We start from the raw sequence: 11,845 nt of genomic DNA on the forward strand, positions 1-11,845 counted from the left end.
TATCTAGCATCGACAGGGTGTCAGCCGATGTTTTGCACATACACCGTTTCGGCCCGCCGGGGTCTCCGCAGGTCTTGCTCGTTCACGGGTTGACCGGTCATGGCCGGCGCTGGAAGACGCTGGCAACCCGGCACCTGGCCGAATTCTCGATCGTCGCACCCGATCTGATCGGGCATGGCCGGTCGTCGTGGGCCGCGCCGTGGACACTGGACGCGAATGTGGCGGCACTGTCGGGTCTGCTGGACGGCCCGACGCTCGTCGTGGGGCATTCGTTCGGCGGTGCCGTCGCACTGAATCTGGCGGCCGCTCACGCCGATCTCGTCAGTGGGCTGGTGCTGTTGGATCCGGCGGTCGAGCTCGACGGGGAATGGATGCGCGACATCGCCGACAACATGATGGCCTCGCCGGATTACCCGGACCGTGGCGAGGCACGCGACGAGAAGGTCAACGGTTCGTGGGGTGAGGTCGAGCCCGCCGAGTTGGAGCGTGAACTCGACGAGCATTTGGTGGCGCTGCCCGGCGGTCGCTGGGGCTGGCGCATCAGCATCCCGGCGATGATGGCCTACTGGAGCGAACTCGCCAGGCCGGTTGCCCTGCCGCGCAAGGGAACCCCCACCGCTTTGGTGCGCGCGACCCGCACCGACCCACCGTACGCGCGGGAAGCGTTGATCGACGGGCTGGCCGCACATCTGAGTGCGGATTTCACGCTGCTGGACTGGGATTGCGATCACATGGTGCCGGTTGCGAAGCCTGCCGACACGGCCGCGCTGATCCGGGAACGGCTGGGGTAGCCATGCCCGCGGTGACCGAGGAACAGGTGGAGACAGTGCGCGGGCTGGTCGCTGCGATCCCGGCGGGGCGGGTGTCGACGTACGGCGACATCGCCGATGCGGCAGGGCTTTCCAGCCCACGCATCGTCGGCTGGATCATGCGCACGGATTCGTCGGATCTGCCCTGGCACCGCGTGATCACCGCGTCGGGTCGACCAGCCCCGCATCTGGCCACCCGCCAGCTGGAACGACTGCGCGCCGAAGGTGTCCTGGCGGCCGACGGCCGGGTGCCGCTGCGCGAGTACCGACACAGGTTCTGAGCGCGAGTGTGCGCGTCCATACACGCGCAGCGGCTCAGACTCAAGTGGTGGCTGCAACACCTTGATTCGAAGGGTGTTGCTTTTATGGGTTTCCAGACGGGGTTTCGTGGTCGTGGTGTACCGCCGGGCGGCGGGTTGGCAGATTGGGTGCGGGAGCGGTTCTGGGAGGCGGTGAATTCGGGGCTGTCGCCGACGGCGGCGGCCACGGTTGCTGGGGTGCATGGGTCGACGGGCCGCAAGTGGGCCAAGGACGCGGGTTATGAGACCAATCCGAAGCACTATGGCAGGCGATATTCGCAGCTCGCGCGGGATAGCTTCTGGCAGGCGCTGCATTCAGCGGCCACGGTGGCTGAGGCCGCGGTAATCGCCGGCGTGTCGGAACACACCGCGGGGCGCTGGGTTCAACAGGCTGGATTCGTGCCACGAACACCGATGCCTGTTGGCCTCGAGTCCGATCGGTCACCGCCGAAGGGCCCGATGGCCTTTATCGAGCGCTGCCGGTTAGAGCAACTCCTGGAAACCGGGCACTCACCAGCCCAGGCAGCCGGGGTGCTGCAACGCCATCCCGACACGATTAGCCGGGAGATGGATCGCGGTAAGACCGAGGCCGGATACCGGGCGCGGGTGGGGCAAGACACCGCCGAAGCCAATCTCAAGCGTCCCAAATCACGCCACCTCGATACCCGTCCGCGACTACTGGCTGAAGTGGTGGCACGCTTGAAGCTGGGCCATAGTCCCGAGCAGATCGCCAACCGGCTGCGCCAGGATTTCCCCGACGATCCGGAGATGTGGGTGTCACACGAAACGATCTATCAAGCCCTCTATGTCCAACCCCGCGGGGAGCTGGCGAGACTGGTCAAGACCGCGCTGCGCACCGGCAGAACTCGGCGAAAAGCACAGGGCCGCAAACCGATAGAAGATCGAGATCGGTTCAAGGCCGGCATGATCAATATCGCAGATCGTCCCAAGGAAGCCGACGACCGCGCGATCCCCGGGCACTGGGAAGGTGATCTGATCTTGGGCAGTACCGCCTCAGGCTCAGCGATCGGCACGATGGTCGAGCGCACCACCGGATTCGTCGTGTTGCTGCACCTGCCCAAAGACCGCACCGCCGCCACCCTGGCCAACGCCATGTCGATCAAGGTCCCTGAGATACCCGAGATTCTGCGCCGCTCGCTGACCTGGGACCAAGGCAGCGAAATGGCGCTGCACACCAAGATCACCGAAGCCACCGGCCTGCCGATCTACTTCTGCGACCCCCACAGTCCCTGGCAACGCGGCACCAACGAAAACACCAACGGCCTGCTCCGCCAGTACTTCCCCAAAGGCACCGACCTGTCGTTCTACGGCCCCGGCTGGCTCGACCAGGTCGCCGCCGAACTCAACGCCCGACCCCGCAAACGCCACAAATGGCGCACCCCCGCCGAAGAACTCCACCGACTACTGTCAGACCCGTCCACATTCGTTGCAGCCACCGCTTGAATCCAAGCCGGCGAGTCGCGGATGAAACCGCACAACCGCACACTCAGACACGGCTCCGCCACCGGACAATTGGCAGCCCGGGGAAAAGTCAGAGCACCAGCCGGACCAGCGACGCCGTGCGCGCGAGCCCGGGAAACGCCGCCGCGGTGGAGCGGGGATGCAGGGCGTGAACGGCGAGCCGGAACATCAACGCCCGCAACAGCATCTGCGGCCACTCCGGCAGCGATTCCCACCGCTCGATGAGTCCGTCGTCGGCATCGCCCCAGGACAGCGCATCGACCACGACGACGCCCGCGGCCCACGGCGCGGGGCGCCAGTACGGGGTGATGTCGGTGATGCCTGGAGCCGCCGTGCCGGCGAAAAGCACTGTGCCGTAGAGGTCTCCGTGCACCAGCTGACTGGCGCTCTTGGTCGGCCTGCGCAGCCCGGCGAGCTGATTGATCAGTTCGACGGAGCGTTGACCGTCGGCCGAGCCCGGCGACACCCTGGCACCGGGCGGCAACGAATGCAACGGACGGTCTTCCCATGCCGCGCGGTCGGCGGCGATGAACACGTCGACATCGGCCCACGGCGCGACCGGCGGCTGCGTCAGGAAGCGGGGCCGTTCGAGTTTGGCGGTGGCCTCGTGCAATCGCACCGCGGCCGAGACCACTTCGTCATGGCGGGGTTCGGGCGTGCCGGCGACGTAGGTGTCGGCCCGCCAACCGGCGACCACGTACCTGCCGTCAGTCGAGCGCACCGGCCGGGCCAGCCGGACTCCGTCGACGAACAAGGTTTCGCGGACCTTGGCCGACCACGCCGCCCTGGCGTGGTCGGCAACCATCGACAGCACAACTTCGCCGCAGCGCCAGCCACCCTCCCAGCTAGAGCCGAGCGGTACCGGGCGCACCCCGGCAAGGCCGAACGCCGCCAGCACATGTTCCGGCGGGCGTTCCACAGTCACAAGCTCAGCCTAAGGTGTGAGCCCGCAAACCGGCCGTCAGTACATGACCATGTCGGGCTCGAGCTGCTTGGCCCACGCCACAATGCCGCCCTGCAGATGCACCGCGTCGGAGAATCCGGCCTTCTTGACGATGGCCAGCACCTCAGCCGACCGGACACCGGTCTTGCAATACAGCACCGGGGTGCGGTCCACCTGGAGTTTGGCGAGTGCGTCACCCGATTCGAACGACGGCTTCGGAATCAGCTCGGCACCCTGGATGTGATTGATATCCCACTCGACGGGCTCGCGGACATCGATCAGCGACAACGGCTTTCCGGAGTCCAGCAGCTCCCGGAGTTCACGCGGCGTGATGGTCGAGTCGGCCGCAGCGGCCGCGGCCTCGTCCGAGACCACACCGCAGAATGCCTCGTAGTCGATCAGCTCGGTGATCTTCGGCGTCGCCGGATCCTTGCGGATACGGATGGTGCGGTACGACATCTCCAGTGCGTCGTAGACCATCAGCCGGCCCAGCAGCGGCTCCCCGATGCCGGTGATGAGCTTGATGGCCTCGGTGCCCATGACCGAGGCGATCGATGCGCACAGGATGCCCAGCACGCCGCCCTCGGCACACGACGGCACCATGCCGGGGGGCGGCGGCTCGGGGTAGAGATCGCGGTAGTTGAGGCCCAGTCCGTCGGGCGCGTCCTCCCAGAACACCGAGACCTGGCCCTCGAACCGGTAGATCGAACCCCATACGTACGGCTTGCCTGCCAGCACCGCGGCATCGTTCACCAGGTAGCGGGTCGCGAAGTTGTCGGTGCCGTCCAGGATCAGGTCGTACTGGCTGAACAGTTCGACGGCGTTGTCGGGCTCCAACCGGAACTCGTGCAGATTGACCTGCACCAGCGGGTTGATCTCGTTGATCGATTCCTTGGCGCTCTGTGCCTTGGACTTCCCGACGTCGGACTGGCCGTGGATGATCTGGCGCTGCAGATTCGATTCGTCGACGACGTCGAACTCGACGATGCCGATGGTGCCCACCCCGGCCGCGGCCAGGTAGAGCAACGCGGGCGATCCGAGCCCGCCCGCACCGATCACCAGCACCTTGGCGTTCTTGAGCCGCTTCTGGCCGTCCACACCGACGTCCGGGATGATCAGGTGCCGGCTGTAGCGGGTCACCTCTTCCCGGGTCAGCTCGGCAGCCGGCTCAACCAGCGGCGGTAACGACACATCCAAATTCGCGGACACCGCACGTCTCCTCAGTTTGTGGTCACTACATGATCCCAGGTGCTCGTAACCACAACGGTAATCCGGCCGCCATACTTCCCGTACTCCGGCAGCCGCGTGCACGCCCGCTAGGCGATGGGGTATGGCCAGGGATTGAACCGGCACGTCAACCCGTCCGCCTGGACGGTTTCCGGGTCGAACTTCGCCGCGTCGTTGTTGGACGTCGAAAACGTCTGCTGCATCATGATCGGCGCGAGCTCTCCGTTCGCGGCACACGCCTCGTGCCGCTGGTAGCCGATGGCGTGACCGACCTCGTGGTTGATGAGGTATTGCCGGTAGGAGCCGATGTCACCCTGGAAGGGCACCGCGCCACGCACCCAGCGGGCCTCGTTGACGAACACCCGCGGCTGGTTGCCGTCGAAGGACGGGTTGTAGCAGGACGCCTCCAGTTGGATGTCGTACCCGCAGCCCTCGCGCACCGTGATGGGCGAGGTCAGCGACACCCGGAAATCGGGCTCGATCCCGCTGGTGGCGTCGATGCGGGTGAACGCGAACAGCCCGTTGTGCGTCCAGCTCTTGGGGTTGGCCAGCGTCTCGCTGACCATCCGCGCGAAGCCTTCGTCTCCGCCGAAGGTCGTGGTGTCCAGACCGTCCTCGACCTCGACGGTGTAGGTGAACGACTTCGTGGTGCCCTCGCCCACCTTCGGCGTCGTGCCCGGCACGATGTGCCACGTCCTGGCGCCTGCCTCGGTGAACGGCCCGCCCGCAGGCAGGATCCCGGTGGGCAGATTGGCGTCGAACTGGGTCAGGCCTTTGGGCGGGGCGCCGATGATCGCGGTGCTGGCAGCGTCGATGGTCGGTGGGCCCTGCACGGGGCCTTCGGCCTCATGGGCGGGCGACGAGCTACTGGTGCCGGTGATCGTCTGGTACACGACCACCACGGTCAGCACGATGAGCACCGGGAGGGCGTAGGCGCGCCAGCCGTAGGTGGAGACGAAGCGCCCGATCCACGTCTGCTTGCGCCAGTGCTGGTGCTCGTCGCGGTTGGACCGCGGGCGGCCCGAGTCCACCGCGAGCGGATCGCGTTGTGCGCGCAGCGGCTCCCGCCATTCGTTGCGCAGCGCCGGGACACGGCCACCCCCGCGATGTCCCGGGTCGTAGGTCACCGAACCAGGATGGCATAGCCACCTGAGGATCTGTCGCCTGTGCATCTGGTCCGTAACCACGCCGCTGCCAATTCGAAACAACGGTCGCCGCGCGCCCGCGCAGCGCGGTTGGGCGCCGGCATTTCGCAACGTATGGCGCAACGGTAGTAATGTCGTTGCGATGAGCCGCCTGGACGAACATGTCCAAGTGCGCCAGAGCAATACAGATTGAGGACTTGATGAGCGATCTCGCCAACACCGCCGAGAAGAGAGGTGAGAAACCGGCGACCGGTGGTGGACGACGTGGAAACCGGCTGCCCCGCGACGAACGCCGGGGGCAGCTTCTGGTCGCCGCGAGCGAGGTTTTCGTCGACCGCGGGTACCACGCGGCCGGCATGGACGAGATCGCCGAACGCGCAGGCGTCAGCAAGCCTGTTCTGTACCAACACTTTTCATCGAAGCTCGAGCTCTACCTGGCCGTGCTGCAACGCCACGTCGACAATCTGGTCTCGGGCGTGCGCCAGGCGCTGCGCACCACGACCGACAACCGGCAACGGCTTCGCGCCGCGGTGGAGGCGTTCTTCGATTTCATCGAACATGACAGCCAGGGCTACCGGCTGATCTTCGAGAACGACTATGTGACCGAACCGCAGGTCGCCTCGCAGGTGAAGGTGGCCACCGAAGCGTGCACCGATGCGGTGTTCGACCTGATCAGCCGTGACTCGGGACTCGAGGCCCATCGCGCCCGGATGATCGCGGTCGGCCTGGTTGCCATCAGCGTCGACTCGGCACGCTACTGGCTGAACAACGAGCGGCCGATCGACAAGGACGCGGCCGTTGAGGGCACGGTGCAGTTCGCCTGGGGCGGACTGTCACACGTGCCGCTCACGCGCTCCTAGAACCTCAGACGGAAGCCCCGGCCGGCTCCGAGCCGATACCGAATCCGACCCGCCGCACATCGGCGGCACCGATCTCGACATAGGCGATCCTGGCGGTCTGCACCAGGAAACGGCGGCCCTTCTCGTCGGTCAGCGCGAGCACACCCGAACCCTGGCCGAGTGCGTCGGTGACCAGCTGCTCCACCTCGCTGGGTGTCTGCGCACTGTTGAAGGTCAGCTCACGCGGGCTGTCCGTGACACCGATCTTGACCTCCACGCTGGAACCCCTTCTCTATCTCTCTTCTTGGACTTCGTGTCCATCAGCAGGCTAGTGGACGGACGGGGTGAGTTGCCGCCGCAGGCGGTTCGCGGTGAGCGAAGCCGCGCGACATCGCAGTGATGTTCGGCGACCGAACCGAGTCCGGACCGTGATCGACACGCGCCGTGCTCAACCTCATCTGTCACATCAGCCTCGATAGCATCAGCAGCGACATTGGACGAGACGACTGGGATAGCCGCATGACCAGGCCTTATTCGCCGTATGACACCGCGCCGACCGAACGCTTCGGGGAACGCCCGCAGGGGCCGGGAAGCTACCGCGAGCACACCTCGTACCCTGGCTCCCCCGGGTACGACGGCAGCGACTACGGCGCCTACGCAGGTGACTACGAGAACTACGACGACTTCGTCGACGACGACATCGAGTTCTACGAAGAGTCGATCGACCGGCGCTGGATCTGGGTCGCCGGGGTGGCGGGCGCGATCCTGCTCGTGGCGGTGATCTGCACGGTCGTCATCCTCGGCGGCGGAGACAGCGGTTCGGTGTCGGCCACCGTGGCCGCACCGCCGCAGACGAGCCAGCCCGCGACCACCGCGCCGCAGGATGCGACGTCGAAGCCCGTTCCGCCGCGCGCGGCACCCACCGGACCGCTGTCCCCCGAGACCGTGACGACGGTGACGCCGAGCGCTCCGGCGCCGTCGGCGACCGCCGCACCCGCACCGGCCGCACCGCCCGCCGAGGCCGCGCCGCCGCCACCGGACCCGCGCACCATCACCTACACGGTGACCGGCAACCGCCAGCTGATCGACCTGGTGACGATCGTCTACACCGACGCGCAGGGCGCGCTGCAGACCGACATCAACGTGGCGCTGCCGTGGACCAAGACCGTGGTGCTCAACCCGGGTGTGCAGCTCAAGTCCGTGACCGCGACGAGCGTGGCCGGCCAGCTCAACTGCGCGATCACCGACGCCGCAGGCGCCGTGCTGGTGCAGCAGGCCAACAACAGCATGATCGCCACCTGCACGCAGTAGCGCGGGCGATCACGCCAGGCCGAGCTCCTGCATGCGGTTGTGGTGGGTGTTCTGCAGCCGGCCGAAGAACTCGGCCAGCTGCGTGAGCCCCTCACCGCTCGACATGACGAGGTCGACGAGCTCATCATGATCGGCGAGCACGAACTGGGCCTGGGTGACGGCCTCGCCCAGCAGCCGGCGCGCCCACAGCGCGAGCCGGTGCCGCTGGCGATCGCTGGCCGTCACCGCGGCCTGCACCTCGGCGACGACGAACTGCGAGTGACCGGTCTCGGCCAGCACCGCACGCACCACCGAAGCCACCTCGTCGGGCAGCGCGTCGGCGATCTCCAGATAGAAGTCGGCGGCCAGCGCGTCACCGATGTAGGTCTTCACCAACGCCTCCAGCCACGTGCTCGGCGTCGTCATCCGGTGGTAGTTCTCCAGCGCCGAGGCGTATCGCGTCATCGCCGGGACAACATCAACTCCCCTGCGCTCCAACGCATCTCGCAACAGCTCGTAGTGACCCATCTCGGCGGCGGCCATGCTGGCCATGTTGATCCGGCCGCGCAGATTGGGCGCCATCCGCGCCTCCTCGGTGAGCCGGTAGAACGCCGCGACCTCTCCGTACGCGAGCACCGCGAACAGCTCGTTGACGCCAGGATGGTCGGCCGTCACGCCCGTGGTGACCGACTCGACGATCTGTTCTGCGGCAGGCTGCGGCGCGTTCATGGGGCCAACTTTAGACGCCGCGCGGCGTGCCGACTTGCCGGCAAATCAGCGTGATCACCCCGACCAGCTACAATGGCATGTGGTAACGGCTTCGGGCCGACTTTTGGATCGATGCTGAGTCGTTTCTGGGCCGCACGAACCGCTACCAGGAAATGCGCGTGCACGCGTTGGCCCGCCACGAGAGCTGGGCCCAGCGGATCGGCAGCGCCACCGGATACGAGATGTATCCCGGCGAACCCGGCCGTTTCATCGTCGAACTCGTGCGCGCTGGATGCCCATGAGGTTTGACAGTGAAAGGCTACGTCCACCGCATATGACTCAACTCAATCCATCGTTTGCCAAACTCGGAGTTCGCGACGAAATAGTCCGCGCACTCGCCGACAACGGCATCGAACACCCCTTTGCCATCCAAGAGCTCACCCTGCCGTTGGCGCTCGCCGGCGACGATCTGATCGGCCAGGCCCGCACCGGTATGGGCAAGACCTACGCATTCGGCGTTCCGCTGCTGCACCGCGTCTCGACCGACGAAAGCCGCCCGCTGACGGGGACGCCCCGGGCGCTGGTCGTGGTACCGACCCGCGAGCTGTGCCTGCAGGTCTATGACGATCTGGCCGCCGCGTCGAAGTACCTGTCCGGACCGGACCGCAAGTTCACCGTGACGTCGATCTACGGCGGACGGCCCTATGAGCCCCAGATCGAAGCGCTCCGCAAAGGCGTCGACGTCGTCGTCGGCACCCCGGGACGACTGCTCGACCTGGCCCAGCAGGGTCACCTCCAGCTCGGCGGGCTTTCGGTGCTCGTCCTCGACGAGGCCGACGAGATGCTCGACCTCGGCTTCCTGCCCGACATCGAGCGCATCCTGCGGCTCACGCCCGACGACCGGCAGTCGATGCTCTTCTCGGCGACCATGCCCGACCCGATCATCACGCTGGCCCGCACGTTCATGAACCAGCCGACCCATATCCGCGCCGAGGCGCCCCATTCGGCGGCCACGCACGACACCACCGAGCAGTTCGCCTACCGGGCCCACGCCCTGGACAAGGCCGAGCTCGTCAGCCGGATTCTGCAGGCCGAGGGCCGCGGCGCCACGATGATCTTCACGCGTACCAAGCGCACCGCGCAGAAGGTGTCCGACGAACTCGCCGAACGCGGCTTCAAGGTCGACGCCGTGCACGGCGACCTGGGCCAGGGTGCCAGGGAGAAGGCCCTGAAGTCGTTCCGTACGGGCGCGGTGGACGTGCTCGTCGCGACCGACGTGGCGGCACGCGGTATCGACATCGACGACGTCACGCACGTCATCAACTACCAGTGCCCCGAAGACGAGCAGGCCTATGTGCACCGCATCGGGCGCACCGGCCGCGCCGGCAAGACCGGCGTCGCGATCACCCTGGTCGACTGGGACGAGCTGCCCCGCTGGGAGATGATCGACAAGGCGCTGGACCTCGGCTGCCCCGACCCGGCCGAGACGTATTCGAGCTCGCCGCACATCTACGAGGAGCTCGGCATCCCGACCGACGCCACCGGCAATGTCGGTGCGGCCCGCCGGTCCGGCGCCAAGCGCCGCAGCGACGACGCCGACGGCTCGGAAACGCGGATCTCGTCGTCGGCCGACTCGGCGGACCGTCCGGCCAGGACCAGGAACCGCACCCGTCGTCGCACGCGCGGCGGCAAGCCCGTCACCGGTCATGTCGAGGGTGCGGCCACGCCCGACGAGGGTGACGCCGCGCCGGTCGCCGAATCCGACGACACCGCCGGTGAAGCCTCGCATGCCGGACGTCGTCGGCGTCGGCGCCGTCCGCGCAAGACCGAAGCAGCCACTCAGGTAGCAACCACGGGCTGACCTAAACTCACCACCCGATGGTCAAACCCGAACGCCGCACGCGCGGCGATATGGTCGCGGCCGCGGCGATAGTCGTAGTGGTCGCCGTCGCCGCCGGATTGATCTGGTGGACCAGTGATGCGCGGGCGACGATCAGTCGACCTGCGGCATCACCGGTGCCGTACCTGACCCCGGCCGACCAGGTGCCCGCGGGCCTGCAACAGCTGTGGGCCACGCCGAGCCCGAAGACCACCGCCCCGGTCGTCGCCGGTGGCGCCGTGGTGACCGGCGACGGCCGGACCGTCGATGGACGCGATCCGGTCAGCGGCGCGGTGTTGTGGAGCTATGCGCGTGACGTCGAGTTGTGCGGTGTGACGTCGGTGTACCAGTACGCGGTGGCGGTCTATCCGGACGTCCGCGGTTGTGGGCAGGTCAGCACGATCGACGGCAAGACCGGTCGTCGTGGGCCGGCCCGCTCCGGTTACTCCGATCCCGAGGTCAGGTTGGCCTCCGACGGTGTGACGGTGTTGTCGGCCGGCGACAGCCGGTTGGAGCTGTGGCGTTCCGACATGGTTCGGATGCTCAGTTACGGCGCGCTCGACGCCCGGATCAAGCCGGACGTTCCGGCGTCGCCGGTGTGCCGGAAGCTGTCGGCAGCCGCGAGTTCGTCGGCGGTGTCGGTGCTGGAAGCGTGCCCGAAGCAGAAAGACGTGCGGCTGACGTTGCTGCGGCCGGCCGACGAGGAGGACACCCCCGAGGTGCGCTACGTCGAGTTGCCGGGTGTCACCGACGATTCCGGCGCGCAGGTGATCGCCGTGTCGGAGACCACGACGGCGGTGTATGTGCCGACACCGAGACCGACGGTCAACATCATCGACGAGACGGGTGCGACGGTGGCCAGCACGCTGTTGGCGAAGCCGGCCGCACCGCAGTCGACGACCACGAAGGCCGGTGATCTGATCACCTGGTGGACCGGCGACTCGGTGCTCGTGTTCAGTGCCAGTGGCTTGCGCTACAAGTTCACCGTCACCCCGTCGGGGCCGCACGTACCGGTCGGACCGGCCACGCTGATGGCCGGGCGCCTGCTGGTCCCCGTCGACGACGGCTACGACGTCTTCGATCCGGCCACCGGCACGGGTGAGCGGCACATCGCGGTGGCCAGGGAGCCCAGCGTGTCACCGGTCGTGCCCGCGGTGGCCGGCTCCACCGTGCTCGAGCAGCGCGGCACCGAACTCGTGGCGCTCGGCGCTGCGTAAAAGCTTG

Annotated in this window: 13 protein-coding genes; 8 read left to right on the forward strand and 5 right to left on the reverse strand. The window is 67.2% G+C overall.

The features are described 5' to 3' along the window. Positions 1-17 precede the first annotated feature (17 nt). From ACOI2T_RS26185 to ACOI2T_RS26195, 3 genes are all read left to right on the forward strand, one after another. Positions 18-791: an alpha/beta fold hydrolase gene (locus ACOI2T_RS26185; RefSeq protein ID WP_409505936.1), complete on the forward strand. Its 774-nt coding sequence runs from the start codon at positions 18-20 to the stop codon at positions 789-791. Positions 792-793: 2 nt separating this feature from the next. Further along, a complete protein-coding gene (locus ACOI2T_RS26190; protein ID WP_085144884.1) occupies positions 794-1,090 on the forward strand; it encodes an MGMT family protein in 297 nt (98 codons plus the stop codon). Positions 1,091-1,174: 84 nt separating this feature from the next. Beyond that, positions 1,175-2,572 carry an IS30 family transposase gene (locus tag ACOI2T_RS26195; RefSeq protein WP_421874146.1) on the forward strand — a complete coding sequence of 466 codons (1,398 nt, stop codon included), beginning with the start codon at positions 1,175-1,177 and terminating at the stop codon, positions 2,570-2,572. 88 nt (positions 2,573-2,660) lie between these two features. Here ACOI2T_RS26195 and ACOI2T_RS26200 read toward each other — a convergent pair whose 3' ends face one another. The 3 genes from ACOI2T_RS26200 to ACOI2T_RS26210 form a co-directional block, all read right to left on the reverse strand. Continuing rightward, the gene (locus ACOI2T_RS26200) at positions 2,661-3,515 is read right to left on the reverse strand and encodes a TIGR02569 family protein (protein WP_067854440.1); all 855 of its coding nucleotides are present in this window, start codon (positions 3,513-3,515) and stop codon (positions 2,661-2,663) included. Positions 3,516-3,551: 36 nt separating this feature from the next. Next, positions 3,552-4,730 (reverse strand): adenylyltransferase/sulfurtransferase MoeZ, encoded by a 1,179-nt coding sequence (moeZ, locus tag ACOI2T_RS26205; RefSeq protein ID WP_110883803.1) that lies wholly within the window; start codon positions 4,728-4,730, stop codon positions 3,552-3,554. Positions 4,731-4,849: 119 nt separating this feature from the next. After that, a complete protein-coding gene (locus tag ACOI2T_RS26210; RefSeq protein ID WP_409506285.1) occupies positions 4,850-5,887 on the reverse strand; it encodes a DUF3152 domain-containing protein in 1,038 nt (345 codons plus the stop codon). 218 nt (positions 5,888-6,105) lie between these two features. Here ACOI2T_RS26210 and ACOI2T_RS26215 point away from each other — a divergent pair, with 218 nt between their 5' ends. Then, positions 6,106-6,765, forward strand: coding sequence for an HTH-type transcriptional activator FasR (locus ACOI2T_RS26215; RefSeq protein WP_067854445.1), 660 nt, complete (start codon positions 6,106-6,108; stop codon positions 6,763-6,765). Positions 6,766-6,769: 4 nt separating this feature from the next. On the opposite strand, the gene ACOI2T_RS26220 is transcribed toward ACOI2T_RS26215, so the two are convergent. Beyond that, positions 6,770-7,021 (reverse strand): DUF3107 domain-containing protein, encoded by a 252-nt coding sequence (locus ACOI2T_RS26220; RefSeq protein WP_067854448.1) that lies wholly within the window; start codon positions 7,019-7,021, stop codon positions 6,770-6,772. A 242-nt stretch (positions 7,022-7,263) separates the two neighbouring features. On the opposite strand from ACOI2T_RS26220, the gene ACOI2T_RS26225 reads away from it, so the two are divergent. Next, positions 7,264-8,055, forward strand: a complete 792-nt coding sequence (locus tag ACOI2T_RS26225; RefSeq protein ID WP_409506286.1) for an MmpS family transport accessory protein — start codon at positions 7,264-7,266, stop codon at positions 8,053-8,055. A gap of 9 nt (positions 8,056-8,064) precedes the next feature. Here the strand turns inward: ACOI2T_RS26225 and ACOI2T_RS26230 are convergent, their stop codons facing one another. Continuing rightward, a complete protein-coding gene (locus ACOI2T_RS26230; RefSeq protein WP_409506287.1) occupies positions 8,065-8,763 on the reverse strand; it encodes a ferritin-like fold-containing protein in 699 nt (232 codons plus the stop codon). 158 nt (positions 8,764-8,921) lie between these two features. Here ACOI2T_RS26230 and ACOI2T_RS26235 point away from each other — a divergent pair, with 158 nt between their 5' ends. The 3 genes from ACOI2T_RS26235 to ACOI2T_RS26245 are packed head-to-tail and all read left to right on the forward strand — an operon-like array spanning position 8,922 to position 11,838. After that, the gene (locus ACOI2T_RS26235) at positions 8,922-9,044 is read left to right on the forward strand and encodes a hypothetical protein (protein ID WP_264051909.1); all 123 of its coding nucleotides are present in this window, start codon (positions 8,922-8,924) and stop codon (positions 9,042-9,044) included. A gap of 32 nt (positions 9,045-9,076) precedes the next feature. Further along, positions 9,077-10,603, forward strand: coding sequence for a DEAD/DEAH box helicase (locus ACOI2T_RS26240; protein WP_409506288.1), 1,527 nt, complete (start codon positions 9,077-9,079; stop codon positions 10,601-10,603). A 17-nt stretch (positions 10,604-10,620) separates the two neighbouring features. Then, positions 10,621-11,838 (forward strand): Rv3212 family protein, encoded by a 1,218-nt coding sequence (locus ACOI2T_RS26245; RefSeq protein ID WP_409506289.1) that lies wholly within the window; start codon positions 10,621-10,623, stop codon positions 11,836-11,838. Positions 11,839-11,845: the final 7 nt, after the last annotated feature.

This window comes from Mycolicibacterium wolinskyi str. Jessa 2025, assembly GCF_049241375.1.
Taxonomy (GTDB): Bacteria; Actinomycetota; Actinomycetes; order Mycobacteriales; family Mycobacteriaceae; genus Mycobacterium; species Mycobacterium wolinskyi.

Excerpts from the sequence above, each read along its gene's own strand:
- ACOI2T_RS26190 (WP_085144884.1), top strand. The coding sequence starts at position 794 with ATGCCCGCGGTGACCGAGGAACAGGTGGAGACAGTGCGCGGGCTGGTC.
- ACOI2T_RS26195 (WP_421874146.1), top strand. The coding sequence starts at position 1,175 with ATGGGTTTCCAGACGGGGTTTCGTGGTCGTGGTGTACCGCCGGGCGGC.
- ACOI2T_RS26215 (WP_067854445.1), top strand. The coding sequence starts at position 6,106 with ATGAGCGATCTCGCCAACACCGCCGAGAAGAGAGGTGAGAAACCGGCG.
- ACOI2T_RS26225 (WP_409506286.1), top strand. The coding sequence starts at position 7,264 with ATGACCAGGCCTTATTCGCCGTATGACACCGCGCCGACCGAACGCTTC.
- ACOI2T_RS26230 (WP_409506287.1), bottom strand. The coding sequence starts at position 8,763 with ATGAACGCGCCGCAGCCTGCCGCAGAACAGATCGTCGAGTCGGTCACC.
- ACOI2T_RS26240 (WP_409506288.1), top strand. The coding sequence starts at position 9,077 with ATGACTCAACTCAATCCATCGTTTGCCAAACTCGGAGTTCGCGACGAA.
- ACOI2T_RS26245 (WP_409506289.1), top strand. The coding sequence starts at position 10,621 with ATGGTCAAACCCGAACGCCGCACGCGCGGCGATATGGTCGCGGCCGCG.